This window comes from Klebsiella sp. CB_Kp196, from assembly GCF_040061575.1.
Taxonomy (GTDB): Bacteria; Pseudomonadota; Gammaproteobacteria; order Enterobacterales; family Enterobacteriaceae; genus Klebsiella; species Klebsiella michiganensis.
This window is the reverse complement of record NZ_JBEAFH010000056.1, coordinates 27,643-54,344: the sequence shown is the minus strand read 5'-3', so window position 1 is coordinate 54,344 and position 26,702 is coordinate 27,643. Positions and strand designations below refer to the sequence as shown.

The window sequence follows — 26,702 nt, the reverse complement described above, 5'->3', positions numbered from 1 at the left end:
ATCCGTTTCCCTTCACCCGCCCCGGGTCGCGGCTGGCGCCTTACCCGGGCTACACGTACCGGTCAGATTAGGGTGAAGGGGAAATTAAATTCGTCTTCGCTGCATCATCCGCCGGGTAATAATCGGCAGCGAGATCACCACGATCAGCATCGCGCCGATGATGATCGACATCACGATCCCCGGCACGTTGAGCAGGCTCAGGCCAAACGTCACCAGCCCCATCAGGAAGGCGGCGATAATCACCCCCACCATGCTGCCGGAGCCGCCGAGAATATTGACGCCGCCGAGCACCGCCATCGTGACGACCGCCAGCTCCCAGCCCATCGCCAGCGTCGGGCGGGTGCTGCCGAGCCTCGAGGTCAGCAGGACCGCCGCCAGCCCGGCCATCAGCCCGACCAGCGCGAACAGCACCAGATTGTGGCGCTTGACGTTGATTCCGGAGAACCAGGCTCCGGTCGGGTTATTGCCGATGGCGTAGGTCCGGCGACCAAAGTTGGTTTTATGCAGCAGGAAGGTAAAGGCGGCGGCGAGGAGGATAAACAGCGCGAACTCAAAAGAGAGCGCCCCCCACACGTAGCCCTGGCCGAACCAGGCGAAGCTGTCCGGGTAGTGATTGAGCGCCTTGTCGCCCAGCAGAATGTAGGTTATTCCGCGATACAGGCTCATGGTGCCGATGGTGATCACAATCGACGACAGGTTAAAGCGCGTCACCAGGATACCGTTGAACAGGCCGCACAGCAGCCCCACGCCCAGCCCGACGGCCACCAGCAGCGGCGTATCCATACCCGCCGCCGCGCAGAAGCCCATCGCCGTTGAGCTCAGCGCCATCGTCGAGGCTACCGAAAGGTCGATCTCTCTGGCGATAATCAGCATCGCCATCGGCAGCACGATGATCGCTTTTTCGGTAAAGTTAAACGTGGCGTCCGACAGGTTCCAGATATTAAGGAAGTAGGGTGACGCCAGGGCGTTAACCACGAATACCGCCAGGGTTACCGCCAGCAGAAACCCTTCCCAGCACAGCAAGCGGCGCAGCGGCGACGGCGCGGCCGGGGCGCTTTTCATCTCTTCAGACATCATTATTTTGCTCATGATTTCACCGCCTGTTTCTGCCGCGCCAGCGCCGCGTTGCGCAGGATTAATCGTCCGCTACCTTTATTACCGCGTTCGTTAAGCAGCACCGCAATGACGATCACCGCGCCGGAAATGGCCATTTGCCAGAACGGCGAAATGCCAATCACCGGCAGCGCGTTATTGATAACGCCGAGGAACAGCGCGCCGCACAGGCAGCCGAGCACGCGACCGGTTCCGCCCATGGTGCTGATGCCGCCGATGACGCAGGCGGCGACCACCTGCAATTCAAAACCGTTGGCGACATCGACATAGGCGACGGCGAAGCGCGAGATCCACAGATAGCCGCAGAACCCGGCCAGCGCGCCGGAGAGGCAGAAGCTGACAAACTGCATTTTCCCGGCGTTAATCCCGGTGTAGTACGCCGCCGTCGCGTTGCCGCCCGCGGTGTACAAGGCCCGGCCGGTGCGGCTGTAGCGGAGGAAATAGCCCACCAGCAGCAGCGCGGCGATGGCGCACCAACTCAGCAGCGGCAGCCCCAGCAGCGAGGCGCGCGGCAAACCGAGAAAATCGGCGCTCATCTGGTGCGAGTTAACCCAGCCGCCGTCGGAAAGCAGGAAGATAATCCCGCGATAAATACTCATGGTGCCCAGCGTGACCACGATGGCCGGAATGCCGAGCCGCCAGACCAGCAGGCCGTTAATCATCCCCATCAGCAGGCCAAGCAGGGTCGCCAGCGCCAGCAGCGCCGCCACCGGGATACCCGGATAGTGGGCGTTGAGCAGCGCGACGATCATCCCGGTCAGCGCCAGATTGGCGGCCATCGACAGATCGATGCCTTTGGTGAGCAGTACCATCATCTGGCCGAGGGCGAGGACGATCAGAATGGCGGTGTCGTTAAACATCTCCACCAGATTGCCCGGCGAGACGAACGACGGCGCCCGGCTGCCGATAGCGCCGATCAGCAAAACGATCACCGCCGCCAGCAGCGCTTCGCGGTGTTTAAGCAGTTGTTTACCCATTACGCTGCCTCCCGACCGGCGCCGCTGGCGGCGCTGACGATGGTTTCCGCCGTCGCTTCACCGGCGCGATACTCGGCCACCATCAGCCCTTCGTGCATCACGATAATCCGGTCGGCCATGCCCATCACTTCCGGCAGCTCCGAAGAGACCATAATGACCGCCAGCCCCTGGCTGACCAGCTCGGACATAAACTGGTGCACCGCCGCTTTGGAGCCGATATCGATGCCTTTAGTCGGTTCGTCGAGGATAATCACCTCGGGATGGGTCGCCAGCCATTTGCCGATCACCACTTTTTGCTGATTGCCGCCGGAAAGGGTTTCCACCGCCTGCCGCCAGCTAAAGGCCTTAACCTGCAGGCGCGAGGCGTACTCGTCCGCCAGCCGCCATTCGCGGGCGTCGTTAAGCACGCCGCCGGGGTTCAGTTTGCTGAGCTGCGGCAGGCTGATGTTCTGGGCGATCGGCAGGGCGATAATTGCTCCCTGCTTCTGCCGCTCTTCCGGCACGCAGACGATACCGGCGCCGATCGCGTCGGCCGGCTGGCGAAAGCGCATCGGTTTTCCCTTCAGCACGATATCGCCGGAAGAGGGATGCGAGACTCCGGAGAGCGCCTGCATCAGCTCGGTGCGCCCGGCGCCCACCAGCCCGTAAAAGCCAAGGATCTCCCCTTTGCGCAGGCTGAAGCTGATATGGGCGAACTCGGTGGGGTGGCAGAGGTCTTTCACCTCCAGCACCGTTTCCCCTGGGATACAATCGACTTTCGGGTAGGTTTGGGTAATCGCGCGGCCCACCATCATCGCCACCATCCGCTCTTCGGTGATGTCGTTAATCGCACCGGAGCTGACGTACACGCCGTCGCGCAGAATGGTGTAGTAGTCCGCCAGCTCGAAAATCTCATCGAACTTATGCGAAATAAACAGGATCGCTTTGCCGTCCTGCTTCAGGCGCTCAACGATCTGATAGAACTCCAGAATTTCATGCTGCGAGAGCGCGGCGGTCGGCTCATCGAGGATCACCACCTGAGCTTCAAAGGAGAGCGCCCGGGCGATGGCGACCATATGGCGCTGGGCGATACTGAGGGTTTTCAGCGTCGCGCGCGGGTCAATCTGTACCTCGAGGCGGGTGAGAATTTCGCTGGCTTTGCGGTGCATGGCGGGCCAGTCGAGCTTCTTCAGCAGGCCGCGATGCAGATACTGGCCGACGAAGATATTTTCGGTGACCGAGAGTTCGTCGAACAGCACGGTTTCCTGATGAATCGCGGTGATCCCGACCTTATGCGCCGACTCCGGGTTCGGCAGTTGGATAGGGATCGCTTTATAGAGAATCTCGCCCTCTTCGGGCTGATAAATGCCGGTCATCACTTTGACCAGCGTCGATTTCCCCGCGCCGTTTTCGCCGATTAAAGCGGTCACTTTGCCGGGCCAGAGATCGAGCTGTACGTTTTCAAGGGCGCGCACACCGGGAAAAACCTTGGTGATGCCCTTCAGCGACAGCAGTGGGGTGGATGCTGACATGATAGTTCTCCGTAAAATCACCCCTCACCCTAACCCTCTCCCCAAAGGGGCGAGGGAACCGTTCAGTGCTCGCTGGCAGCAGTGCGCAGAGGGCCTGACTTTCTCCCTCTCTTTTTGGAAGAGGGCCGGAGTGAGGAAACAGGGTTAGAAAATTTTCGAGAACTTATCGATGTTGCTCGCATCGTAGACGAACGGTTCGGCCATCGCGCCGCTACCGTCGGCGTCCAGCTTCACTTTGCCCAGCTTGCCCATATTGGCTTCGGTTTTGGTCGCCGTGCCTTTGACTAAATCGTCGGCCAGATACGTGGCGGCGTAGCCGAGGTCAATCGGGTTCCAGATGGCGAAGCTTTTACTGGCGCCGGACTTAATCGCCCCGGCCATTTCCGACGGCAGCCCCAGCCCGGTGACGTAGACCTTGCCGATTCTGCCCTGATCTTTCACCGCCTGCGCGGCGGCCACGATCCCCACCGACGAAGGCGAAACAATCACTTTCAGGTCAGGGTATGACTTCAGCAGGCCCACCGCTTCGCGATAGCTTTTATCCGACAGATCGTCACCGTAGGCGACGGTCACCAGATTGACGGACGGGTACTGCGGCAGCACCTTTTTCATCTCCTCAATCCAGATGTTCTGGTTGGTGGAGGTTGGGGTGGCGCTTAAAATCGCCACATCGCCTTTTTCCACGTTCAGCGCCTTCAGCGCATCGGCGGCGAGCTTAACGTTGGTTTCGCCAATCAGCGCGTTATTGGACGGGTTAAGATGGATCTGGCGGCCCGCCGGTGCGACGCCGGAGTCCCAGGAGACCACCTTAATGCCGCGCTGCATCGCTTTTTTCAGCACCGGCACCACGGCGTCGGGATCGTTAGCGGAAATGGCGATCGCATCCACCCCCTGGGCGATCAAACCATTCAGCACTTCGATCTGCGCTTCGGCGGTGGTGGTGGTCGGGCCGGTATAGATCACTTTGACATCGCCTAACTCTTTGGCCGCTTCCTGCGCGCCGACGTTCGCTGCTTCGAAGAATCCATTTCCCAATGATTTCGCCACGAGGGCGATTTTGACTTCGGCTAAAGCGGAACCGGACAACGCCAGGATGGCAACGGTGAGGATCAAGCTTGTGTTTGTTTTCATTGCTTTTACTCCACATGAGTTAGTTTGTAGGGTTTGCAGGTGATTTTTTCGCCCCGTCTCGGTGAGCGGGGCGCGATGTTGTTATGGATAAAGGTCTAACGCGGACTGCAGGGGTTGAACGTTGAAGCGTTTGCCAAGGGCGACCAGCTCTTCGCGGGTGATGGTTTGTTTCATCCCGCCCATTGAGTAAACTTTCACCAGCACCTCGGCGGATTTCTCAGCGGTATCGATCAGGCCGAAGGTTTCGTCCAGATTGGGGCCGCTGCCGAAAACGCCGTGGAACGGCCACAGCACCAGCGAATGTTTCTGCATCGCCTCGGAGGTGGCCTCGCCGATTTCGTCGGTGCCCGGCACCATCCACGGCAGGATGCCGACGCCGTCCGGGAAGACCACCAGGCATTCGGTACTCCCTTCCCACAGCTTGCGGGTAAACAGATCGCTGTTGTTCTCCAGCACGAAGGTCAGGGCGATCAGATTGGTGGCGTGGCAGTGCATGATCACCCGGTCTTTACCGTTGGTCAGCCGGATGCGCTCGCTGTGCGACAGGAAGTGCGCCGGCAGCTCGGATGTTGGCACCGCATCGTTGGTCAGGCCCCAAAGAATATGGTATCCCGCGCCGTCGCTGTCGACTTTCACCACCCCGAGGTTCGCCGCCGGGTCGAGCTGGACGTTACGGAAGAATTTACCGGAACCGGTGACGATAAACGGCTGGTTAGCCAGCGTCGGCATCGGCTGGCTCAGGGCGATATAGCGCGGTTTAGCGTGGAAATCCGCCGCGTAGGGTTCGATATCCGCTTCGTCGAGGCGCAGCGTCAGGTTGCCGCCGTTGCGCTCGTCCCAGCCTTTCAGCCAGGCGTCGGAAGTGGCTTTAATCATGCCCTGGACGAACCAGGCGTCGATAATGGTCTGCATAGTCTTGTCTTTCCTGTTGATTCGGCGCGGGGTTGGCCCCTCGCCCTGAATATGTGCGAGCCCCGGATTGCGCCGTAAACGGCTTATCCGGGCTACCAGTTCGTAGCCCGGCCGCGACCCGGGGAACGTCCGGGCATTACCCGCGCTGGCTCAGAACCGCATTTTCATAAGCGCGTACGTTATCCAGCCACTGGCTGCCTGCCGGCGTATCGTGACGCTGACAGTACATCTCCCAGATGGCCTGCCACGGCAGGCACTTCTGCTCTTCCAGCAGCGCCAGACGGGCGGTGTAGTCGCCGTCGACTTCCAGCTGACGCAGCTGGGCGGTCGGTTCCAGCAGGGCGCGCAGCAGCGCTTTCTTCATATTGCGCGTGCCAATCACCCACGCCGCGATGCGGTTAATCGAAGCGTCGAAGAAATCGAGGCCGATATGCACGCGGTCGAACAGATCGTGACGGATGATTTCGCTGGCGATGGCCTGGGTTTCGTCATCCAGCAGCACCACGTGGTCGCTGTCCCAGCGTACCGGACGGCTGACGTGCAGCAGCAGGCGCGGGATATAGAGCATGGCGGCGGAGATTTTGTCGGAGATGACCTCCGTCGGGTGGAAGTGGCCGGCATCCAGGCACAGGGCGGTCTGGCGGCTGGTGGCGTAGCCCATATAGAACTCATTGGAGCCGACGGTGTAGCTTTCCGCGCCGATACCGAACAGTTTGCTCTCGACGGCATCAATGTGGTGCGCCGGGTCCAGCTTCTCGCTGATCACTTCATCGAGCGCGTTCAGCAGGCGCTGGCGCGGCGCGAAGCGGTCAACGGTAATATCCTTCATGCCGTCCGGGATCCAGATATTCATTACCGACGGCGTGCCCAGCTGCTCGCCGAAGTAAGCGGAAATACGGCGGCTGGCCTTGCAGTGATCGATCCAGAACTGGCGGATTTCATCGTTGGCGTGCGACAGCGTAAAGCCGTCGGCGCTTAGCGGATGCGAGAAGCAGGAGGGGTTAAAATCGAGCCCCAGCTTGTTGGCTTTCGCCCACTCAACCCAGTTTTTAAAGTGCTCCGGCTTAATTTCATTGCGCGGCACCGGCGCGTCGGATTCGAGATAGAGCGCGTGCAGGTTCAGACGTTTTGGCCCGGGGATCAGGCTCAGCGCCTGCTCAAGGTCGGCGCGCAGCTCGCTGGCGTTACGCGCTTTACCCGGGTAGTTGCCGGTGGCCTGAATACCGCCGGTCAGGCTTCCTTCCGGGTTTTCGAAACCGACGACGTCATCGCCCTGCCAGCAGTGCATGGAAACGGGCAGGCGATCCAGCTGGCGCAAGGCCTCCTCGACGTCCACGCCGACGCTGGCGTAGCGCTGTTTGGCAATTTCCCAGGCTTGTTCAAGTTGAGTGGTCATGCGCAAAGCTCCTTGGTCTGTTGTGGCTGAAACTGCGCGACGAAGCGGGCAATTTCACTTTCAGGATTGGGGGTAAAGGTGGTGAGGGCGTAGTTTTGCCGCACCACCTGACGGAATTCATCGACGTTGTGCAGCTCGTCCAGGGTCATCAGCTGAATGCCGATATTGCCCAGGGTGGAGGCCTCAACCGGGCCGGCGGTCACGGTGATGCCGCAGGCGTCGGCGCACAGCTGGTTGAGCAGTTCGTTCTGGCAGCCGCCGCCGACAATATGCAGCTGGCTGAACGGCTGACCGCGCAGCGCCGCCAGCTCGTTGAGCACCCGGGCGTAGAGCAGCGCCAGGCTGTCAAAAATACAGCGCGCCAGCTCGGCGTCGGTATCGGGAACCGGCTGCCCGGCTTCGCGGCAGGCGGCCTGGATTTCCGCGCTCATGTTGTCCGGGTTGATAAAGCGGTCATCGTTGCAGTCAATGACGAAGCGGCAGGCCGGAAGCGCAGCGGTACGCGCGATCAGCGCCGGCAGGTCGCCGACGTTTTGCTCCTTGAGCACCCGCTGCAGCAGCCACAGGCCCATAATATTTTTCAGCACCCGATAGCGGCCTTCGGCACCGCCTTCGTTGGTGATATTGGCCCTTAGCGCCGCATCGCTGGTGCAGGGGGTTTTGCTTTCAAAGCCCATCAGCGACCAGGTGCCGGAAGAGAGATACGCGGCGTTTTTGCTGGCCAGCGGCGAGGCGATAACCGCGCTGGCGGTATCGTGGCTGGCGACGGCGACCACCGGGATGTTATTGCCCTGCGGGCAAATCCAGTGGCCAATAACGTTGCCGGGATGGGTCGGCGTTCCGAACCAGTCGCGCGGCGCGCCGCTCCAGTTCAGCAGATCTTCATCCCAGCTATCGCTGTTGATGTTGACCAGCTGCGTGGTAGTGGCGTTGGTGTATTCCCAGTTCATGTTGCCGGTCAGGCGGAAGCTAAAGTAGTCCGGGATCAGCAGCGCGTGCGCGGCCTGGCTGACCAGTTCCGGCTGCTGTTCAACCAGCGCGCGCAGCTGATAAAGGGTATTAAACGGCAGAAACTGAATACCGCTGCGGCGGTAGATCTCCGCCCGGCCCAGCTGCTCTTCGGCATGGCGCATCAGGCCCTGGGTGCGGGAGTCGCGATAGGAAACCGGCAGGCCGACGCGCTGACCCGCTTTATCCAGCAGGACATAATCCACGCCCCAGGTATCGATGCCGATGCTGTCGATCAGGATGCCCTGTTCGCAGACCTTCTCCAGACCGCGGCGAATTTCCCCTTCCAGGCTATCGAGATCCCAGCAGTCGAAGCCATCCACCTTTTGCAGGCTATTGGTAAAACGGTGAATTTCACGCAGCGCCAGCGTTTGCTGACCGGGCTGATAACCGGCGAGCATCACCCGCCCGCTGGAGGCGCCTAAATCGACGGCGACACAATGACGATAACTCATGGGAAGATCCTTGTGAAAATCATTGCATGCAGTCTAAAAAAGTCGCGTCGGGCTCACCTTCTTGTTACTGACAGGGAAAATTGGCCGCTGGCAAGAAAGCAAAGGTGACCGTGAGGGAGGTCACAGTTTCGTTTTCTCCGCGCTGGGGTGAGGGATGTGATGTTGTCCGCAGTTCCCGATCTTTCCCGTCATTTCTTGAAAAAGCGGCAGGCTTTACGAATTTTGCGGTCAAAAATTGAAGGCCGGATCGCCGACCCTTAATTACTATTTGCTCCACTGATTGATAACTTTTCTCATCTCGAGGAGCGGCTATGACTATGTTGCACAGTGTGGATTTCTTTAAGTCCGGCGTTTCAGCTGTCGCCATTGAGCCGCGGCTCCCGCAATCCGCTTTTCCTGAGCATCACCATGATTTTCATGAGATTGTTATTGTGGAGCACGGCACCGGGATTCACGTTTTCAACGGCCAGCCCTACACCATCAGCGGCGGCTCGGTCTGCTTTATCCGCGATCACGATCGCCATCTCTACGAGCACACGGATAATTTATGCCTGACTAACGTGCTCTATCGCGCGCCGGACGCGTTTCGCTTTTTGTCCGGCCTGAACGCGCTGTTGCCGCAGGAGCAGGAGGGGAACTACCTCTCGCACTGGCGGGTGAATCAGAATGCGTTGCAGCAGGTGCGCCAGATTGTGGAGCAGATGGAGAACGTTGGCGCGGATGCGGATATGCACGCCATCGCCAGCCGCGAGATTTTATTTATGCAGCTGCTGGTGCACCTGCGTAAAAGCAGCCTCGCCGAAGGGGCCGCCAACAACGACGCGCGGCTCAACCATTTGATGGCCTGGCTGGAAGACCATTTTGCTGAAGATATCTGCTGGGAAGAGGTGGCGGCGCGCTTTTCGCTCTCCTTGCGAACCCTGCACCGTCAGTTAAAACAGCAAACCGGGCTGACGCCGCAGCGCTATCTGAATCGGGTGCGGTTGATGAAAGCGCGCCATCTGCTGCGCCATAGCGATGATAGCGTGACCGATATCGCCTATCGCTGCGGATTCGGCGACAGTAACCACTTTTCGACGCTTTTCCGCCGCGAGTTTGACTGGTCTCCGCGCGATATTCGCCAGGGGCGCGACGCCATTCTTCAGTAACGGGAGAGCAGTCAACGTTTTGACAGACATAAACGCGAATAATGAAACGTTATTCGCGTCCGGAGTTGATGTCGTGGCAGGTCAGCTGATTCTTCGCAAAGATGAATTTTTTGCCTCTCCCGCTCAGGCGGTGGCGGTGGCGGATCGCTATCCGCAAAACGTCTTCGCCGAGCACACCCATGAGTTCTGCGAACTGGTGCTGGTGTGGCGGGGTAACGGCCTGCACGTCCTGAACGATCGCCCGTGGCGCATTACCCGCGGCGATCTGTTCTATATCCGCGCGGAAGATAAACACTCCTACGCCTCGGTGAACGATCTCGTCCTGCAAAACGTCATTTATTGCCCGGACCGGCTGCGGCTTAACTTTGACTGGGCGGCGCACATTCCCGGCCTGTTCGGCACCCCGTGGGTTCCGCACTGGCGGATTGGCAGCAGCGGCATGGCCCAGGTCAGGCAGGTGATTACCCAGCTGGAGCATGAAAGTAGCCGCAGCGATGCGCAGGCCAATAATATGGCCGAACTGCTGTTTGCGCAGCTGGCGCTTATTCTTCAGCGCTATCGCTACGCCACCGATAATCTGGCGGCAACCCAAAGCGAAGCGCTGCTCGATAAGCTGCTCACCGAGCTGGCGGGCAGCCTCAATCGTCCTTTCTTTCTTGACCGTTTTTGCGAGCGCGAAGGGTGCAGCGAACGCGCGCTGCGCCAGCAGTTTCGTCAGCAGACGGGGATGACCATCAACCACTACCTGCGCCAGCTGCGCATCTGTCACGCGCAGTATCTGCTGCAGCATACCGAACGGCTGATTGGTGAAGTGGCGATGCAGTGCGGGTTTGAAGACAGCAACTACTTTTCGGTGGTGTTTAACCGCGAGATAGGCATGACGCCGGGGCAGTGGCGGCAGCGCAGTCGCACCGCCGCCTGACGACGCTAGTTCGCCATTCCCAGACCAACGATATTGGCGGCGATAATAATCACCACGCAGCCGAGGCTGAGGACGCCCACCGGACGACGGCCGGCGTTGTTCCACTCTTTCAGTATCAGACCCACCAGGCCGCCGCACAGCACGTAGAAGCTCATATGCAGCATCCAGCTCATGTAGTCGTACTGCGCCGGAATGCTGGCGTGACCCCAGGCGTAGAAAAAGAACTGCAGATACCACATCAGGCCGCCTAACGCCGAAAGCAGGATATTGCTGATGATGAGCGGTTTTGCCAGCGAGAAGTCGGCTTTTATCGACAGGTTTTTTACTTTTGCCAGACGGATAAAGCAGAAGCCGAGGTTGACCAGCGCGCCGCCGCCCATGATCACCACATAGCTTGGCAGCGCGGTGTAGAGCGGATCAACGCCGAGCGCGGCGGCGGCTTCATGCATCGGCTTGGCGGCGTTCATGGCGAACGACATACCGGCCGAGAAGATGCCGCACATCACCGCCAGCAGCAGCCCCTTTTTCAGGTTGAAGTCTTCGGCTTTGATGCCCATTTTGCGCTCTTTCAGCTGGCCTGCACGGGTGACGATACCCACGCCAATCACCGCGACCAGCACGCCGAGCAGCGTCATCTGGCCGCCTTTAGTGTTAATGAGAACATCAAACTGACCGTTAAGAATCGGCGTCATTAACGTGCCGACAATCAGCGTGATACCAATGGCGATGCCGATCCCCATCGACATCCCCAGGTAACGCATCGTCAGGCCGTAGTTGATATTACCGATACCCCACATGGCGCCGAACAGGAAAACGGGCAGCAGAGTGGAGGCGTTAAAAGAACCGTAATAGGCCCAGAAATCGGGCAGCAGCATGGCGCTGATGGCCCAGGGGAGGATCAGCCAGGAGACAATACCGCCGATAGACCACATGGTTTCCCAGGACCAATGTTTAACTTTCTTGAACGGGGCATAGAAACAGGCTGCACTGGCCGCACCTATCAAATGCCAAAAAATACCCATCGTAATCGCGTGATTCATTGATTTTATCCTCATCTATTTTTTATCGGATAAATCTTCTTCCGACCCGATGAGTGTAAAAATCGGTCAGTTTTTCCGCCTTTAAGCTGTTGCCACCCGAAGCCTGAACCTGGCAACCAAAAACTTAATTAGTTGTTCTGTATCACAAAACGACATCTATTACCCGTTGTTATAACCTTATTAAAAATACGGCATTGATAAGCGTTTTCAATATCATTTAATTAACTATAATGAACCAACTGCTTACGCGGCATTAACACTTTCCGCCGCTCGACAATAATGGAGATGATTATGAGTTATACACTGCCTGCCCTGCCGTACGCTTATGACGCCCTGGAACCGCATTTTGACAAGCAGACGATGGAAATCCATCACACTAAACACCACCAGACCTACGTAAATAACGCTAACGCAGCGCTGGAAAGCCTGCCTGAATTCGCGAGCCTATCCGCAGAAGAGCTGATTACCAAACTGGATCAGCTGCCGGCAGACAAAAAAACCGTGCTGCGTAACAACGCAGGCGGCCACGCTAACCACAGCCTGTTCTGGAAAGGCCTGAAAACCGGTACCACCCTGCAGGGCGACCTGAAAGCGGCTATCGAGCGTGATTTCGGTTCCGTTGACAACTTCAAAGCGGAATTTGAAAAAGCGGCGGCGACCCGTTTCGGCTCCGGCTGGGCGTGGCTGGTGCTGAAAGGCGACAAGCTGGCGGTGGTTTCTACCGCTAACCAGGACTCCCCGCTGATGGGCGAAGCGATCTCCGGCGCTTCCGGCTTCCCGATTATCGGCCTGGACGTGTGGGAACACGCTTACTACCTGAAATTCCAGAACCGCCGCCCGGACTACATCAAAGCGTTCTGGGACGTGGTGAACTGGGACGAAGCCGCAGCGCGTTTTGCCGCCAAAAAATAAGGTTGCATTGTGCTGAGCGAGAAGCGAGTCTGATGACTCGCTTTTTTTATATCCGCAGCAAAGGAGCAGCGATGCACTATCCGGTGAATGTCTTTGTGGGCAAGGTAAGGGATTATGACGGCAGCCGTCCAAGCGCCATCGGTAAAATTCAGGTCGATGGTGAACTGACCCTCGGCGATTTGGGGCTGGAGGGCGATGAGCAGGCGGAGAAGAAAATTCACGGCGGGCCGGACCGCGCGCTGTGCCACTATCCCCGTGAACACTACGCCCACTGGGCCCGTGAGCTTCCGCAGCAGGCGGATCTTTTCTGCGCCCCGGCGTTTGGCGAAAATCTCTCGACCGAAGGGCTGACCGAAAAAAACGTCTACATTGGCGATATCTTCCGCTGGGGAGAAGCGCTGATTCAGGTCACGCAGCCGCGATCGCCGTGCTTCAAGCTCAACTATCACTTTGCCGTCAGCGATATGGCGCAGCTTATGCAAAACAGCGGCAAAACCGGCTGGCTGTATCGGGTGGTGGCGGGCGGGCAGGTATCCAGCGATGCGCCGCTGGCGCTGGTTTCCCGGCTCAGCGACGTGAGCGTTCACGAAGCGGGCGCCATCGCCTGGCAGATGCCGTTTGATGATGAGCAGTACCACCGTCTGCTCTCCGCGGCGGGGCTGTCGGTAAGCTGGAGCCGTACCATGCAGAAACGGCGCCTGAGCGGGAAGATCGAAAATAATTCGCGGAGATTGTGGGGAAAATAGCGCTTCCGTGCGCGTTCCCGGATTGCGGCGCGTTGCGCCTTATCCGGGCTACCCGTTTCGAACCCGGCCCGGTGAAGCCAGGCCGGGGGGATCAGGTGCGCTTGTACAGCGGCAGCCAGAGGGTTAAGCGCAGGCCGCCCAGCGGGCTGTCGTCGGCCTTTACCCAACCGCGATGCTGTTGAATCGCCGCCTCGACAATCGCCAGCCCCAGGCCGGTACCGCCAGACTCGCGGTCGCGCGCCTCATCGGTACGGTAGAACGGACGGAAAATCTGCTCGCGATCCTCCGGACTCACGCCCGGGCCGTCATCATCGACGTTCACCGTGATGCCGTCTTTATCCACTGAGAAGCTTACCGAAATTTTAGTATGCGAGTAGCGCAGCGCGTTACGCACGATATTCTCCAGCGCGCTTTCCAGCGCATTGGGGTTACCGTACAGCGGCCACGGCCCCGGCGGATACTCGACGGTGAACGATTTCCCCATCTGTTCGGCTTCAAAGGCGGCGTTATCCAGCACCTCGCCCCACAGCTGGTTGGCTTTCACCGTTTCGCTGACCAGCGCGGTTTTCGCCTGATTGCGCGACATCACCAGCAGGTCGTTGATCATGCTATCCAGCCGGTGCGCTTCCATCTCAATCCGCTCCAGCTCTTTGCTTTCCCCGCTGCGGCGGCGCAGCAATGCGGTGCCTAACTGCAGGCGGGTCAGCGGCGTGCGCAGTTCGTGCGAGATATCGGACAGCAGACGATGCTGGCTGGACATCATGCGCTCCAGCGCGGTCACCATCTGGTTAAAACTGGTCCCGGCGGCTAAAAACTCCTGCGGACCGGCTTCCAGCTCCGGATGCTGACGCAGGTTGCCCTGGGCGACTTCATCGGCGGCATTTTTGAGCTTACGCGCGGGTTTCGCCAGGCTCCACGCCAGCCATAGCAGCAGCGGGGCGCTGACTAACATCGTGACGATCAGCAGCAGTAGCGGCCGGTCGAACAGCAGATTGATGAAGTCTGATTGTGACGTATTGGCAGGACGAATCAGATAGAGCTGGTAGTTATCTTCTCCATCCCTGACGGAAAAAGGCCCGACCATTTCCAGACGACCATAGCGCTTTTTCTGCGGATGGTCGGCGTTATCCGCCTGGCCGATAAAGTTGCGGATAATCTGCATTTCGTTGCGTTCGGCACCGATAACGCGACCTTCGCTGGTGACCAGCAGCAAACGCTGGCCCGGCGGAGCCCACTTATCGATGGCGCGAAACAGACGACGCCACCACATCAGGTCGTTTGGCGGATCGTTCGCCAGTTCGGCCTCGACGTGCTGTTCAATCATGATGCCCTGACGTTGCTCGCTCTCCAGCAGCTCGGTCATCTGGCGCGAGTCCAGCTTAGGCAGCATCAGAACCAGCATCAACACCAGCGCCAGCGTGAGCCAGAAAATAGCGAAGATGCGTGCGGTTAAACTTCCAATCATGAAGCCGATACCATCAGATAGCCGCGTCCGCGCAGGGTTTTAAACCACGGATGGCCGTCTTTGCGCTCCGGCAGCTTGCGCCGCAGGTTGGAGATGTGCATATCGATCGCGCGATCGAATGGCGTCAGGCGTTTACCCAGCACTTCCTGGCTAAGATGCTCACGCGATACCACCTGGCCAAGATGCTGCGCCAGAAGATAGAGCAGGGTGAACTCGGTGCCGGTCAGCTCCAGGGTCAGACCATCGAAGCTGGCTTCCTGGCGGCCGGGGTTAAGGCTTAGCGCATCCACTTCCAGCGTCGGTGAACCGGCTTCGGTTGTCTGCTGCTGCTCGCTCCAGTGCGACCGGCGCAGAATCGCGCGTATACGCGCCACCAGCTCACGATCGTTGAACGGCTTAGGCAAATAATCGTCCGCGCCCAGCTCGAGGCCGAGAACGCGATCCAGCTCGCTCCCGCGGGCCGTTAGCATGATAACCGGGGTCTGGTGTGTCTGACGCAACTCTTTGAGCGTGTCGATACCGTTTTTCTTCGGCATCATCACATCAAGCAAAAGTAAATCGATGCTGTCGTCCAGAAGGGCCAGCGCCTGTTCCCCATCATGGGCGACGAGCACATTAAAACCTTCCATATCAAGCAGCTCTTTTAACAGGGAGGTGAGCTCCCGGTCATCATCTACTAACAGGATTTTATTCATTGTTTAAATACCTCCGAGGCAGAAATTACGTCATCAAGGCTCGCTAATCCATGACTTTACGTTGTTTTACACCCCCTGACGCATGTTTGCAGCCTGCATCGTAAACTCTCTCTCGTTGAATCGCGACACAAACGTTTTGGGAGTATGTGATGCGCAATGTTATCGCTGCCGTCATGGCCTCAACGCTGGCGCTAAGTGCATATAGCCAAGCCGCTGAAGTCGTCACCAGCGTTAACTGGCTTCCCGGAGACGAAGGGGTCCAGCGCAGCAGCCAGAGCCATATGTTTGACGGCATAAGTTTAACTGAACACCAACGGCAACAGTTACGAGATCTTATGCAGCGGGCACGCCACGACAGGCCACCCGTTAATGTTAGCGAAATGGAGACAATGCATCGCCTTGTCACCGCAGAAAATTTTGATGAAAACGCTGTACGCGCTCAGGCAGATAAGATGGCGCAGGAACAGGTTGCCCGCCAGGTTGAAATGGCAAAAGTTCGCAACCAGATGTATCACCTGCTAACGCCAGAGCAGCAAGCGGTTTTAAACGCTAAGCACCAGCAACGAATGGATCAGTTGCGTGAGGTTGCACGGATGCAAAAAGGCTCAGCGATGATGCTTTCGAGTAGTAGCAATACCCTGCAACCCCAGTAACAACCCTGTTTTCCTTGCCATAGACACCATCCCTGTCTTCCCCCACATGATGTGGGGGTTTTTTTTGCCCGTTATTCAGCGCCCTCCTGCCTCCCCGTCCCGGTAAAAGATCGGGTTATACTAAGCGCATCGCGAAGTAAGGAGCGTTTATGAATCAATCTTATGGGCAGCTGGTGAGCCGCGCGGCGATTGCGGCAACGGTGATGGCCTCTGCGTTACTTTTGATCAAGATTTTTGCATGGTGGTATACCGGGTCTGTGAGTATTCTGGCGGCGCTGGTTGATTCACTGGTGGATATCGCCGCCTCGTTGACCAACCTGCTGGTGGTGCGTTATTCGCTGCAGCCTGCCGATGAAGAACATACCTTTGGCCATGGTAAAGCGGAATCGCTGGCCGCGCTGGCGCAAAGTATGTTTGTCTCCGGCTCGGCGCTGTTTCTGTTCTTGACCGGTATTGATCATCTCGTTCGTCCTGAGCCGATGAATGCGGCGGGCGTAGGGATGGTGGTGACGCTGATTGCGCTGGTCAGCACGCTGCTGCTGGTCACGTTCCAGCGCTGGGTAGTAAGAAAAACACAAAGTCAGGCGGTACGGGCGGATATGCTTCATTATCAGTCTGATGTTATGATGAACGGCGCAATTCTGGTGGCGCTGGCCCTCTCCTGGTACGGCTGGCACCGTGCTGATGCGCTGTTTGCATTAGGTATAGGCGTCTATATTTTATATAGCGCGCTGCGCATGGCTTATGACGCCGTTCAGTCGTTGTTAGACCGCGCGCTTCCTGATGAGGAACGCCAGGAAATTATCAATATCGTGACCGCGTGGCCAGGCGTCAGCGGGGCGCACGATCTACGAACGCGGCAGTCAGGGCCGACTCGCTTTATTCAGATTCATTTGGAAATGGAAGATAACCTCCCGCTGGTTCAGGCACACGTGATTGCCGACCAGGTGGAGCAGGCGCTGTTGCTCCGTTTTCCCGGGTCCGATGTCATTATCCACCAGGACCCCTGCTCTGTGGTGCCGTTAGGGCGGCAGGGTGTTTTATGATCTTTAGGTTATAGTCTGTAAACTCGATGTAAAAGTGTGGGGCGGATCGGCATTTTTTGTATAAATTACCGCCATTTGGTCTGACCTGAATCAATTCAGCCAGAAGCGTTTGATATACTATTGCAATTATCGTTGTGCACTCCTCGTGAGGGGCGCTTCAGGCAACAGGATTATTTTTTGCTTCCTAAGTTCAGAGGTAGTCATGATTAAGAAAATCGGTGTGTTGACAAGTGGCGGTGATGCCCCGGGCATGAACGCAGCAATTCGTGGCGTTGTGCGTGCGGCATTAACGGAAGGTCTGGAAGTTTTTGGAATCTATGACGGTTACCTCGGCCTGTATGAAGATCGTATGGTTCAGCTCGACCGCTACAGCGTTTCCGACATGATCAACCGCGGCGGCACCTTCCTGGGGTCTGCGCGTTTTCCAGAATTCCGCGAAGAACATATTCGCGCCGTCGCGATTGAAAATATGAGAAAGCGCGGCCTGGATGCGCTGGTGGTTATCGGTGGTGACGGTTCCTACATGGGCGCCGTGCGTCTGACTGAGATGGGCTTTCCCTGCATCGGTCTGCCGGGCACCATCGACAACGATATTAAAGGCACCGACTATACCATCGGCTTCTTTACCGCATTGAGCACCGTGGTAGAGGCTATTGACCGCCTGCGTGATACCTCTTCCTCCCACCAGCGTATTTCCGTTGTTGAAGTGATGGGCCGCTACTGCGGCGATCTGACCCTGGCGGCAGCTATCTCCGGCGGCTGTGAGTTCATCATGGTGCCTGAGGTTGAATACACGCGCGACGACCTGGTTTCAGAAATTAAGGCGGGTATCGCGAAAGGCAAAAAACACGCGATTGTGGCGATCACCGAGCATATGTGCGACGTCGACGAGCTGGCTCACTACATCGAGAAAGAGACCGGCCGTGAAACTCGTGCCACCGTACTGGGCCACATTCAGCGCGGTGGCTCTCCGGTTCCTTATGACCGTATTCTGGCATCCCGCATGGGCGCGTACGCGATTGACCTGCTGCTGCAGGGCTTCGGCGGCCGCTGCGTTGGTATTCAGAACGAGAAGCTGGTTCACCACGACATTATCGACGCTATCGAAAACATGAAGCGTCCGTTCAAAAGCGACTGGCTGGATTGCGCTAAGAAGCTGTACTAAGCCTCCGGCGGAAATAAAAAGGCCTTCTCAGAGAGAAGGCCTTTTTTATGGGCGGGACGCTACTCGATATCCAGGGCATCCTCGGAGAGGATAATCCCGGTATTATCGGCGTAGAGATGGTCGCCGGAAAAGAAGGTGACGCCGCCGAAGTTGACGCGCACGTCGCTTTCGCCGATACCTTCACCTGCGGCCCCGACGGGGATAGCCGCCAGCGCCTGGATGCCGATATCCAGCTCTTCCAGATCGTCAACCTGACGCACCGCGCCATAGACGACCAGCCCTTCCCACTCGTTTTGTACGGCCAGACGCGCCAGGTCAGCGTCAATCAATGCGCGTCGAACGGAACCACCGCCGTCAACCAACAGGACATGACCACGGCCGTTCTGTTCGAGCATATCGTAGAGCAACCCGTTATCCTCGAAACATTTTACCGTGATGATTTGTCCACCAAACGACGAGCGCCCCCCAAAGTTGGAGAACAGAGGTTCCACGACGTTGACATCCTCCTGGTAGATGTCACAAAGCTCGGAAGTATCGTATTTCATAGGCTTAACGTTCAGTTGCTGCGAGAATTTTCAGTATATCGCGTGAATCGTACTGTTGGCAAAATCATCAATTGTTAATTGATATTTGTCAGTTAACCCACAAGCCGGCTGCAAATAATTCCGATAACAAACAGCAGGTTGGTCAGCAGCGCCCCTTTAACCGTTCTTTCGAGCATTGGACGCATGGCGACAGGGTCGCGTTCGCGCATCACATAACGCGCCTGTTTGACCAGCAGCGGCGTTGCCAGCAGGAACAGCCAACCCCACGGATTATGCAGCGAGAGAAGGTTAAACAGCGCCAGGCACAGCGGAGCGCCAAACAGCAGGCAGGCGTGGTAGCGGCGAGCGTTAACCGGCCCCAGGCGCACGGCGAGGGTGTTTTTACCGTTTTCACGATCGCTGTCGATATCACGCAGGTTGTTAATATTCAGCACCGCCGTTGCCAGCAGGCCGCAGGCGGTGGCGGGTAAGAAAATAACCGCTTCAACGCTGTGCGCCTGGAGGTACCAGCTCCCGACCACGCTAAGCCAGCCGAAGAACACCAGCACGGAGATATCGCCAAGGCCGATGTAGCCGTAAGGACGAGTGCCGACGGTGTAGGTAATGGCGGCCACGATCGATAGCCCGCCAAGCACCATAAAACCGATAAAATCGGCCATGGTCTGCCAGGCCAGGAACAGCAGCGCCAGGCCAGAAAGGCAAATCAGCGCTACGGTGAGAATCAACGCGCGTTTCATCTGCGCCTGGGTGATTGCCCCTTTCTGCATGCCGCGCAGGGGGCCGATACGGTCAGGTTTATCGCTGCCTTTTACCGCGTCGCCATAATCGTTGGCCAGATTGGAGAGGATTTGTAATAAACCGGCGGTGATGATGGCCAGCAGGGCAACCCAGGGATCGAAGCTGCCCTGATGCCAGGCAAGCGCGGAGCCGACAATAATGGCGGCAAAGGCCAGAGGTAACGTTTTGGGGCGCAGGCTTTCCAGCCAGGCCTGGGTGCGAGTGATAGCGTGTTCGGTCATAAGTCCCGGCCAATAAAAAATGGGGCTCTACCCTTCATACTTCAAGCTGCAGATGCGTTGGCGACGCGCATTCACCCCAGGCACTGCCGGGATAAATGAGGGCCCTCAGCCAACGGCTGCCTTCCCACAACTCGAATTATTTAGGGTATCTATACCCGTCATACTTCAAGTTGCTTATGTGTTGGCTACGCTCATTCCCCCCAGTCACATAGTTATCTATGCTCCTGGGGACTAATGAGAGGCTCCTGCCTCTCACCGGAGGCCAGCCTTCGGCTGGTCAAATTCGTTCCCGACGAATTTGTCACTCCCTTGCCGCCTTTAAGCAACTCGAATTATTTTGGGTATATAGCCTCATCTATAGTGATGAAAATATATTGAACCGGATTATAAGATAAAACGGCTCAGATCTTCATCTGCCACCAGAACATCCAGATGCTTACCGACATATTCCGCATCGATGGTGACGGTTTGGCCATTCATTTCGCTGGCATCGTAGGAGATGTCTTCGATCAGACGCTCCAGTACGGTATGCAGACGACGCGCCCCGATGTTCTCGGTGGTTTCGTTGACCTGCCACGCGGCCTGAGCGATACGCTTGATGCCATCTTCCGTGAACTCGATATTGACGCCTTCGGTGGCCATCAGCGCTTTATACTGCACGGTGATGGACGCGTTCGGCTCGGTCAGGATGCGCTCGAAGTCGTGGGTGGTCAGCGCTTTCAGCTCAACGCGAATCGGCAGACGACCCTGCAGCTCCGGGATTAAGTCAGACGGGCTGGCCACCTGGAACGCGCCGGAAGCGATAAACAGAATATGATCGGTTTTCACCATGCCGTGCTTGGTGGAGACGGTGCAGCCTTCAACCAGCGGCAGCAGATCGCGCTGTACGCCTTCGCGGGATACGTCCGGGCCGGAGGAGTTGCCGCCGCGCTTACAGATTTTATCGATTTCGTCGATAAACACGATACCGTGCTGCTCAACGGCGTCGATGGCATCCTGCTTCAGCTCTTCCGGGTTGACCAGCTTCGCCGCTTCTTCTTCAATCAGCAGCTTCATCGCGTCTTTAATTTTCAGCTTACGCGGTTTTTGCTTCTGGCCGCCCAGGTTCTGGAACATGGACTGCAGCTGGTTGGTCATCTCTTCCATGCCCGGAGGGGACATGATTTCAACGCCCATCGGCGCAGCAGCGAGATCGATCTCAATCTCTTTATCATCGAGCTGCCCTTCGCGCAGTTTTTTACGGAAAGACTGACGCGCGGCGGACGGTTCCTGAGGCTGTTCAGCCTGGCCCCAGTTGTTTTTCGCCGGCGGGATCAGCACGTCAAGGATGCGCTCTTCCGCCAGTTCTTCCGCACGATAGCGGTTTTTGTCGATGGACTGCATGCGCACCATTTTGATCGCCGCATCGGTCAGATCGCGGATGATGGAGTCCACTTCTTTACCAACATAGCCCACTTCGGTGAATTTCGTCGCTTCAACTTTGATGAACGGCGCGTTGGCAAGCTTTGCCAGACGACGGGCGATTTCCGTTTTACCGACGCCGGTCGGGCCGATCATCAGAATGTTTTTGGGCGTGACTTCGTGACGCAGCTCTTCGTTGAGCTGCATACGACGCCAGCGGTTACGCAGAGCGATGGCGACGGAGCGCTTGGCTGCGTCCTGGCCGATAATGTGTTTGTCCAGTTCGCTGACAATTTCGCGTGGGGTCATTTCAGACATGGGAGATCCTTACGCTTTAGACGGTAATTCTTCGATGGTATGGAAGTGGTTGGTATAAATGCAGATATCACCTGCAATATTCAACGCTTTCTCTGCGATATCGCGTGCGCCCATATCGGTATTTTCCAGCAGGGCGCGAGCCGCGGCCTGGGCGTAAGGACCGCCGGAGCCGATAGCAATCAAATCGTTTTCTGGCTGCACCACGTCACCGTTACCGGTGATGATAAGCGATGCGTTTTCGTCAGCCACGGCCAGCAGCGCTTCCAGCTTGCGCAGCATGCGGTCGGTACGCCAGTCTTTCGCCAGCTCAACGGCGGCCTTCACCAGGTGGCCCTGATGCATTTCCAGCTTACGTTCAAACAGTTCGAACAGCGTGAAGGCGTCAGCGGTGCCGCCCGCAAAGCCGGCGATCACTTTGTCGTTGTACAGGCGGCGCACTTTTTTGACGTTGCCTTTCATTACGGTGTTGCCCAGCGTGGCCTGGCCATCACCGGCAATAACGACATGGCCGTTACGGCGAACACTTACAATTGTAGTCACGAGCAGACCCCTTGGTTGCAAAAGCGGAATAGGGGCCCCGCGGTTACGCGGGGCAGAATGCAATTATAGATGGGGGGGATTTTGAGGGTTTCAACCCCTGGCGGCGAGACGAATGCAGTTTGCGTGTCCGGCCATTTTCAGCCGTTCAATCATATTGCTGGCGTTTTCTTTGCCTTTCAGCGGCCCAATTACCACGCGGTTCCAACCGTTATTGGTGGTGATATGCGAGGCGAAGCCTTCAAACGCCAGCTGCGCGCGCACGGTTTCCGCCTGCTCAGCACCTTTGAAGGAGCCGCACTGGATCATCCAGCTGCGATCGTCTTTTTTCTCCGCGGCGGCGGTTTTTGGCGCCTCTTCAACGCGGGTTACCGGCGCGGCGGCCTGGGTTTTAGGCTGCGCGGTACTGGTATGCGCCGGCGTTTGCAGCAGATCCTGATACGGCTGCTGGTTTGACGCCGTTTGCTTCGGCGGCTGCTGCACCGGTTTCGGCTGCTCGACGGCCCGCGGCTGGGTTCGCGGTTGCTGTACCTGCGTCTGTGTCTGCTGCTGCACCTGCGCGAGCTGCTGCTGCTGAACTAAACGCTGACGCTGCAGGGTCTGCTGGCGCTGCGCCGGGGTTTGTTCATTCCACGGTACTTCGGTCAGCTGCGTAGGCTGCTGACGCATATCGGCCTGCATTTGCGCCAACAGCTGGCGCTGTTCGTCCGTCAGCTGCTCCGGCTTCATGACTTCGCCGCCTGCCGTGGGTTCCGTAGGCGCACGTACGCCGGGCTGACGGCTCTCCAGCTCTTTAATATAGCGCCAGCGCTCTTCCGGCTTCGGCGGGAGGCCGTTGCCAGCGGCCTGGCGGTTTTGCAGCGCTTCAGCTTCTTCTTTCTTGTGGTGCGTGATGAAGTACAGTCCACCGATAAAGGCCACCAGCACTGCCGCAGCGATCGCCACCATAGCCGGTGAAACCGCCGAAAGGCCGCCTTGCTTGTTCCTTGAGCTTCGGGTATTGCTCTTTTTGCGCCGCGAAGAAGCCGGTTGGCTGCGGCGTACATAATCTCGTTGTGCCACTATCGTTTCGCTGTCTTATTCGTTTTTCAGCCCGCCATGTTACTTAAGCGGCGGGCCTTTGACCAGAAGGGCAGGCCCGAAAGCCTGAAGGTTATGTTCGGATTTTTCGCGTACTGCCGCGAACGATAAGCTCGCAGTCGAGTAATCGTGAACCGCTGCTGACGCTGTGACCGTGCAGTTGATCCAATAAAAGCAGCATCGCTTCGCGGCCAATATCAAAACGTGGTTGCGCGACGGTCGTCAATGGCGGATCGCAAAATTCAGACAAAGAGATGTTATCGAAACCAATAATAGACAGATCTTCAGGAACTTTCAGGCCGCGACGTTTCGCCAGCGATAATGCCCCCAGCGCCATAATATCGCTATGGCAGAAAACAGCCGTCGGCGGTACCGGCAGCGCCAGCAGCTGTTCGAGGGCGTTGGCACCGGCTTCATAGGTAAAATTGCCGCGGGCGATATAGTGCGGATCGACGGTTATCCCGCTACGACGCAGCGCCTGGACATAGCCCTGCAGGCGATAATGGCACAGCGGCATCTCTTCCGGGCCGGCGATACAGCCGATGCGGCGATGCCCCAGCTCGTGCAGATAGTTAACGGCGTTAAAGGCGGCGGTGAGGTTATCGATATGCACCGTCGGCAGCTCAAGCTCGGGAGCGAATTCATTGGCCATGACCATCGGCGGCAGATTGCGCTGCTCCTCTACGCCCGCATCGAAGGGCAAACGGGAGCCAAGCAGCAGCATACCGTCGATCTGCTTGGTAATGATCAGGTCGATAAAGGTCTTTTCCTGACGGTTCTGGTGGGCGCAATCGCCAATCAGCACCAGGTACTCCTGTTCCGCCGCGGTGACTTCAATACCGCGAATGATCTCGCTGAAAAAGGGGTCGCAGATATCCGGCACAATCACCAGAATGGTGCGTGACTCGTTGCGCTTCATATTGCGCCCGAGCGATTGCGGTAAATAGCCGACTTCCAGCGCGGCCTGCTCGACCCGGTTACGGGTGCTCTGCGAAACCTTATCGGGATTCATTAACGCTCGGGATACGGTTGCCGTGGAAACGTTTGCCTTTTGGGCAACGTCTTTCATAGTGGCGGCAACGACCTGTTTTTTGGGCTTCACCTGATTTCTCCTCGCTGACTGGCGCAGACACATCCCTGGCGTTCTGACATCAGCAACATTTTTAACAGATAGTACATCCAGAGAGTTACAGAATTTTCATGAAAAACGTGACGATGGTTGAATTTTTCGATCCGCCTCGCAAGAGAAGCCTTAACCTTCAATAGGATCGACATCCAGAACCCATTTCACTTTTCGCGCTTCCGGCAGCGTGTTAATCAACGCCAGCGTTCCGCTGACGATATGCTGTAGCTGAACGCGCGACGGATGCTGGAGGAGAATTTGCCAGCGCCAGCGGCCGCCACGCTTTGGCGCCAGCGCCGGAACCGGCCCGAGCACCCACAGTTTCTTATCGGCCAGCGGGCTGGCCTGCAGCAGGTTGCGCAGCTGTTGTAAAAAAAGCGGCGCCTGCTGGTTGTTATGATCCTCGGCGCGAATCAGCACGTGGCTGGTCCACGGCGGCAGCTGCATGCTTTGCCGTTCCGCCAGCGCCTGCTCGGCAAACGCGTCGTATCCTTTATAAAGCAGCGTTTGCAGCAGCGGGTGTTCCGGGTGGTGGGTCTGCAGGATCACCTCGCCCTGTTTGCCCGCCCGGCCTGCGCGGCCTGAAACCTGCGTATAGAGCTGAGCGAAGCGCTCCGCCGAGCGGAAATCGGCGGAAAACAGCGCGCCGTCAACGTCCAGCAGGGAAACCAGGGTGACATCCGGGAAGTGGTGCCCCTTCGCCAGCATTTGGGTGCCGATAAGAATGCGCGCGCCGCCGCGATTGACGTCGGCAAGATATTGCTCAAGCGCGCCTTTGCGGCTGGTGGTATCCCGGTCGATACGGGAAATCGGGATATCGGGAAACAGCGGTCCCAGCGCTTGCTCAAGCTGTTCGGTCCCCAAACCTACCGGTACCAGATGCGTTGAGCCGCAGGAGGGGCACTGGCGCGGAATCGGGCGCTGGCTGTCGCAGTGGTGGCAGCGCAAATGATGCTGAGCCTGGTGCAGCGTGTAGTAGCTGTCGCAGCGCGGACACTCCGCTATCCAGCCGCAGTCGTGGCACAGCAGCGCCGGCGCGAAGCCGCGGCGGTTCAAAAACAGAATCACCTGGTTATCGGCCTGCAGATGCTGGCGCATGCGGCCAATGAGCGCCGGAGACAGTCCGGCCTGCAGCTGCTGGCCCTTTAAATCCAGAACGTGCTGCTGAGCCGGGCGCGCATTGCCCGCTCGTTTGGTGAGCTTCAGCTGGCGATACTTGCCCTGGCGGACGTTATGAAGCGTCTCCAGCGCCGGGGTCGCCGAGCCGAGGATAATTGGAATTTGTTCGCTGTGGGCGCGCCAGACCGCCAGATCGCGGGCGTGATAGCGCCAGCCTTCCTGCTGTTTATAAGAGCTGTCGTGCTCTTCATCGATGACGATGACCCCGAGGTCTTTAAAAGGGGTAAATAGCGACGAGCGGGTACCGATCACAATCGCCGCTTCGCCGTTTTTGGCTTTTAGCCACGCGGAGAGGCGTTCGCTGTCGTTCAGTCCGGAGTGCAGCACTTCCACCGGGGCGCTAAAGCGGTGGCGGAAACGGGCGATTGTCTGCGGCGTCAGGCCGATCTCCGGCACCATCACCAGCGCCTGGCGCCCCTGCGCCAGTACGTTTTCAAGGACGCTCAGATACACTTCCGTTTTGCCCGAGCCGGTGATCCCGGCCAGCAGCCAGGCGGAAAAGCTGTCCGAGGCGCTGTGAATCGCGCCCACGGCGGTGGCCTGTTCGGTGTTAAGACGCAGGCGCTCGCCGGGTACCGAGAAGCCTGCGCGCCAGTCGGCGATCGCCGGCGCTTCGCTGGCGAGTTCGGCCAGGCCTTTACCCCGCAGCGCCTGCAGGGCGGCGTCGTTAAATTCGAGTTCGGCAACCTGATGGCGCCAGATCTTGCCCTGACGCAGCGCAGCCAGCGCCTGCTGCTGTTTCGGTGAACGCTTAAGGCTGTTGATATCAACCGCTTGCCCCTGTTCGGTGGCAAACCAGTACCACATTGGCGCCGCGCTGGCGGGCTTCCCCTGGCGCAGCACGATCGGTAGCGCGTGAAACAGCACATCGCCGATGGGATGATGGTAGTAATCCGCCGCCCACAGCAGCAGCCGCCAGACCGAAGTGGAGAAGACCGGCTCGGCGTCGAGGGCTTCGGCCACCGGCTTAAGTTCGTCGAGCGGCAGTTCGCTGCGCTCACTGACCGCCGTTACGATACCTATCCGCTCCTGCTTGCCGAACGGAACGCGCACGCGACAGCCCGCTTTGACCGGCATACCTTCAGGCAGCAAATAGTCAAAAGTGCGGGGCAGCGGAACGGGCAGGGCAACGTGAGCGACGGGCATTTAATCTTCCTGACTTGAAATCTGGCGGGTTAGTATACACATTGTGATAAGGGCTCGCG

General features: G+C 58.0%; 24 protein-coding genes. 7 read left to right on the top strand and 17 right to left on the bottom strand.

Annotated elements, in window-relative coordinates:
* Positions 1-84: 84 nt before the first annotated feature.
* From ABLU87_RS20230 to rhaB, 7 genes are all read right to left on the bottom strand, one after another.
* Positions 85-1,089 carry an ABC transporter permease gene (locus ABLU87_RS20230; protein WP_004855968.1) on the bottom strand — a complete coding sequence of 335 codons (1,005 nt, stop codon included), beginning with the start codon at positions 1,087-1,089 and terminating at the stop codon, positions 85-87.
* The gene (locus tag ABLU87_RS20225) at positions 1,086-2,090 is read right to left on the bottom strand and encodes an ABC transporter permease (protein ID WP_025106559.1); all 1,005 of its coding nucleotides are present in this window, start codon (positions 2,088-2,090) and stop codon (positions 1,086-1,088) included. The genes ABLU87_RS20230 and ABLU87_RS20225 overlap by 4 nt, the downstream gene beginning before the upstream one ends.
* Positions 2,090-3,601 carry a sugar ABC transporter ATP-binding protein gene (locus ABLU87_RS20220; protein ID WP_014837038.1) on the bottom strand — a complete coding sequence of 504 codons (1,512 nt, stop codon included), beginning with the start codon at positions 3,599-3,601 and terminating at the stop codon, positions 2,090-2,092. The genes ABLU87_RS20225 and ABLU87_RS20220 overlap by 1 nt, the downstream gene beginning before the upstream one ends.
* Before the next feature lie 144 nt (positions 3,602-3,745).
* On the bottom strand, positions 3,746-4,732 hold the full coding sequence (rhaS, locus tag ABLU87_RS20215; protein WP_048263251.1) for a rhamnose ABC transporter substrate-binding protein: 987 nt from the start codon (positions 4,730-4,732) through the stop codon (positions 3,746-3,748).
* A gap of 81 nt (positions 4,733-4,813) precedes the next feature.
* Positions 4,814-5,644, bottom strand: coding sequence for a rhamnulose-1-phosphate aldolase (rhaD, locus tag ABLU87_RS20210; RefSeq protein ID WP_122116877.1), 831 nt, complete (start codon positions 5,642-5,644; stop codon positions 4,814-4,816).
* A gap of 136 nt (positions 5,645-5,780) precedes the next feature.
* A complete protein-coding gene (gene rhaA / locus ABLU87_RS20205; RefSeq protein WP_025106561.1) occupies positions 5,781-7,040 on the bottom strand; it encodes an L-rhamnose isomerase in 1,260 nt (419 codons plus the stop codon).
* The gene (rhaB, locus tag ABLU87_RS20200; RefSeq protein WP_025106562.1) at positions 7,037-8,503 is read right to left on the bottom strand and encodes a rhamnulokinase; all 1,467 of its coding nucleotides are present in this window, start codon (positions 8,501-8,503) and stop codon (positions 7,037-7,039) included. The genes rhaA and rhaB overlap by 4 nt, the downstream gene beginning before the upstream one ends.
* A gap of 311 nt (positions 8,504-8,814) precedes the next feature.
* On the opposite strand from rhaB, the gene rhaS (ABLU87_RS20195) reads away from it, so the two are divergent.
* Together rhaS (ABLU87_RS20195) and rhaR are read left to right on the top strand one after the other, a co-directional pair.
* A complete protein-coding gene (gene rhaS / locus ABLU87_RS20195; RefSeq protein WP_014227422.1) occupies positions 8,815-9,651 on the top strand; it encodes an HTH-type transcriptional activator RhaS in 837 nt (278 codons plus the stop codon).
* Between the two features lie 73 nt (positions 9,652-9,724).
* Positions 9,725-10,573 carry an HTH-type transcriptional activator RhaR gene (rhaR, locus tag ABLU87_RS20190; RefSeq protein ID WP_004127212.1) on the top strand — a complete coding sequence of 283 codons (849 nt, stop codon included), beginning with the start codon at positions 9,725-9,727 and terminating at the stop codon, positions 10,571-10,573.
* Positions 10,574-10,578: 5 nt separating this feature from the next.
* Here the strand turns inward: rhaR and rhaT are convergent, their stop codons facing one another.
* Positions 10,579-11,613, bottom strand: coding sequence for an L-rhamnose/proton symporter RhaT (rhaT, locus tag ABLU87_RS20185; RefSeq protein WP_004107493.1), 1,035 nt, complete (start codon positions 11,611-11,613; stop codon positions 10,579-10,581).
* 291 nt (positions 11,614-11,904) lie between these two features.
* Here rhaT and sodA point away from each other — a divergent pair, with 291 nt between their 5' ends.
* Both sodA and yiiM read left to right on the top strand, forming a co-directional pair.
* Positions 11,905-12,525 carry a superoxide dismutase [Mn] gene (gene sodA, locus ABLU87_RS20180; protein WP_004127220.1) on the top strand — a complete coding sequence of 207 codons (621 nt, stop codon included), beginning with the start codon at positions 11,905-11,907 and terminating at the stop codon, positions 12,523-12,525.
* Positions 12,526-12,596: 71 nt separating this feature from the next.
* Positions 12,597-13,271, top strand: coding sequence for a 6-hydroxyaminopurine reductase (gene yiiM, locus ABLU87_RS20175; RefSeq protein WP_014227423.1), 675 nt, complete (start codon positions 12,597-12,599; stop codon positions 13,269-13,271).
* A 91-nt stretch (positions 13,272-13,362) separates the two neighbouring features.
* Here yiiM and cpxA read toward each other — a convergent pair whose 3' ends face one another.
* Complete coding sequence (gene cpxA, locus ABLU87_RS20170; protein ID WP_004107505.1) at positions 13,363-14,736, bottom strand: envelope stress sensor histidine kinase CpxA; 1,374 nt, start codon at positions 14,734-14,736, stop codon at positions 13,363-13,365.
* Positions 14,733-15,431, bottom strand: a complete 699-nt coding sequence (cpxR, locus tag ABLU87_RS20165; protein WP_004127228.1) for an envelope stress response regulator transcription factor CpxR — start codon at positions 15,429-15,431, stop codon at positions 14,733-14,735. Before cpxR ends, cpxA begins: the two co-directional genes overlap by 4 nt.
* A 149-nt stretch (positions 15,432-15,580) precedes the next feature.
* Between cpxR and cpxP the strand changes: the two genes are divergently transcribed.
* The 3 genes from cpxP to pfkA all read left to right on the top strand — a co-directional run bounded on the left by cpxP (position 15,581) and on the right by pfkA (position 18,295).
* Positions 15,581-16,084 (top strand): cell-envelope stress modulator CpxP, encoded by a 504-nt coding sequence (gene cpxP, locus ABLU87_RS20160; RefSeq protein ID WP_004855993.1) that lies wholly within the window; start codon positions 15,581-15,583, stop codon positions 16,082-16,084.
* 149 nt (positions 16,085-16,233) lie between these two features.
* Complete coding sequence (gene fieF, locus ABLU87_RS20155) at positions 16,234-17,130, top strand: CDF family cation-efflux transporter FieF (protein ID WP_014227425.1); 897 nt, start codon at positions 16,234-16,236, stop codon at positions 17,128-17,130.
* Positions 17,131-17,332: 202 nt separating this feature from the next.
* Complete coding sequence (pfkA, locus tag ABLU87_RS20150; RefSeq protein ID WP_004127238.1) at positions 17,333-18,295, top strand: 6-phosphofructokinase; 963 nt, start codon at positions 17,333-17,335, stop codon at positions 18,293-18,295.
* A gap of 59 nt (positions 18,296-18,354) precedes the next feature.
* On the opposite strand, the gene rraA is transcribed toward pfkA, so the two are convergent.
* From rraA to priA, 7 genes are all read right to left on the bottom strand, one after another.
* The gene (rraA, locus tag ABLU87_RS20145; RefSeq protein ID WP_004127241.1) at positions 18,355-18,840 is read right to left on the bottom strand and encodes a ribonuclease E activity regulator RraA; all 486 of its coding nucleotides are present in this window, start codon (positions 18,838-18,840) and stop codon (positions 18,355-18,357) included.
* Between the two features lie 92 nt (positions 18,841-18,932).
* Positions 18,933-19,859: a 1,4-dihydroxy-2-naphthoate polyprenyltransferase gene (menA, locus tag ABLU87_RS20140; protein WP_014227426.1), complete on the bottom strand. Its 927-nt coding sequence runs from the start codon at positions 19,857-19,859 to the stop codon at positions 18,933-18,935.
* A gap of 384 nt (positions 19,860-20,243) precedes the next feature.
* The gene (hslU, locus tag ABLU87_RS20135) at positions 20,244-21,578 is read right to left on the bottom strand and encodes an HslU--HslV peptidase ATPase subunit (RefSeq protein ID WP_122116876.1); all 1,335 of its coding nucleotides are present in this window, start codon (positions 21,576-21,578) and stop codon (positions 20,244-20,246) included.
* A gap of 9 nt (positions 21,579-21,587) precedes the next feature.
* Positions 21,588-22,118 carry an ATP-dependent protease subunit HslV gene (hslV, locus tag ABLU87_RS20130; protein ID WP_004107530.1) on the bottom strand — a complete coding sequence of 177 codons (531 nt, stop codon included), beginning with the start codon at positions 22,116-22,118 and terminating at the stop codon, positions 21,588-21,590.
* 90 nt (positions 22,119-22,208) lie between these two features.
* A complete protein-coding gene (ftsN, locus tag ABLU87_RS20125; RefSeq protein ID WP_122116875.1) occupies positions 22,209-23,177 on the bottom strand; it encodes a cell division protein FtsN in 969 nt (322 codons plus the stop codon).
* Positions 23,178-23,268: 91 nt separating this feature from the next.
* The gene (cytR, locus tag ABLU87_RS20120; protein ID WP_004856005.1) at positions 23,269-24,297 is read right to left on the bottom strand and encodes a DNA-binding transcriptional regulator CytR; all 1,029 of its coding nucleotides are present in this window, start codon (positions 24,295-24,297) and stop codon (positions 23,269-23,271) included.
* A gap of 150 nt (positions 24,298-24,447) precedes the next feature.
* On the bottom strand, positions 24,448-26,643 hold the full coding sequence (gene priA / locus ABLU87_RS20115; RefSeq protein WP_122116874.1) for a primosomal protein N': 2,196 nt from the start codon (positions 26,641-26,643) through the stop codon (positions 24,448-24,450).
* Positions 26,644-26,702 lie beyond the last annotated feature (59 nt).

Coding starts and splice junctions, on each gene's coding strand:
- ABLU87_RS20230 (WP_004855968.1), bottom strand. CDS start 1,089: ATGAGCAAAATAATGATGTCTGAAGAGATGAAAAGCGCCCCGGCCGCG.
- ABLU87_RS20225 (WP_025106559.1), bottom strand. CDS start 2,090: ATGGGTAAACAACTGCTTAAACACCGCGAAGCGCTGCTGGCGGCGGTG.
- ABLU87_RS20220 (WP_014837038.1), bottom strand. CDS start 3,601: ATGTCAGCATCCACCCCACTGCTGTCGCTGAAGGGCATCACCAAGGTT.
- rhaS (WP_048263251.1), bottom strand. CDS start 4,732: ATGAAAACAAACACAAGCTTGATCCTCACCGTTGCCATCCTGGCGTTG.
- rhaD (WP_122116877.1), bottom strand. CDS start 5,644: ATGCAGACCATTATCGACGCCTGGTTCGTCCAGGGCATGATTAAAGCC.
- rhaA (WP_025106561.1), bottom strand. CDS start 7,040: ATGACCACTCAACTTGAACAAGCCTGGGAAATTGCCAAACAGCGCTAC.
- rhaB (WP_025106562.1), bottom strand. CDS start 8,503: ATGAGTTATCGTCATTGTGTCGCCGTCGATTTAGGCGCCTCCAGCGGG.
- rhaS (WP_014227422.1), top strand. CDS start 8,815: ATGACTATGTTGCACAGTGTGGATTTCTTTAAGTCCGGCGTTTCAGCT.
- rhaT (WP_004107493.1), bottom strand. CDS start 11,613: ATGAATCACGCGATTACGATGGGTATTTTTTGGCATTTGATAGGTGCG.
- sodA (WP_004127220.1), top strand. CDS start 11,905: ATGAGTTATACACTGCCTGCCCTGCCGTACGCTTATGACGCCCTGGAA.
- yiiM (WP_014227423.1), top strand. CDS start 12,597: ATGCACTATCCGGTGAATGTCTTTGTGGGCAAGGTAAGGGATTATGAC.
- cpxA (WP_004107505.1), bottom strand. CDS start 14,736: ATGATTGGAAGTTTAACCGCACGCATCTTCGCTATTTTCTGGCTCACG.
- cpxR (WP_004127228.1), bottom strand. CDS start 15,431: ATGAATAAAATCCTGTTAGTAGATGATGACCGGGAGCTCACCTCCCTG.
- cpxP (WP_004855993.1), top strand. CDS start 15,581: ATGCGCAATGTTATCGCTGCCGTCATGGCCTCAACGCTGGCGCTAAGT.
- fieF (WP_014227425.1), top strand. CDS start 16,234: ATGAATCAATCTTATGGGCAGCTGGTGAGCCGCGCGGCGATTGCGGCA.
- pfkA (WP_004127238.1), top strand. CDS start 17,333: ATGATTAAGAAAATCGGTGTGTTGACAAGTGGCGGTGATGCCCCGGGC.
- rraA (WP_004127241.1), bottom strand. CDS start 18,840: ATGAAATACGATACTTCCGAGCTTTGTGACATCTACCAGGAGGATGTC.
- menA (WP_014227426.1), bottom strand. CDS start 19,859: ATGACCGAACACGCTATCACTCGCACCCAGGCCTGGCTGGAAAGCCTG.
- hslU (WP_122116876.1), bottom strand. CDS start 21,578: ATGTCTGAAATGACCCCACGCGAAATTGTCAGCGAACTGGACAAACAC.
- priA (WP_122116874.1), bottom strand. CDS start 26,643: ATGCCCGTCGCTCACGTTGCCCTGCCCGTTCCGCTGCCCCGCACTTTT.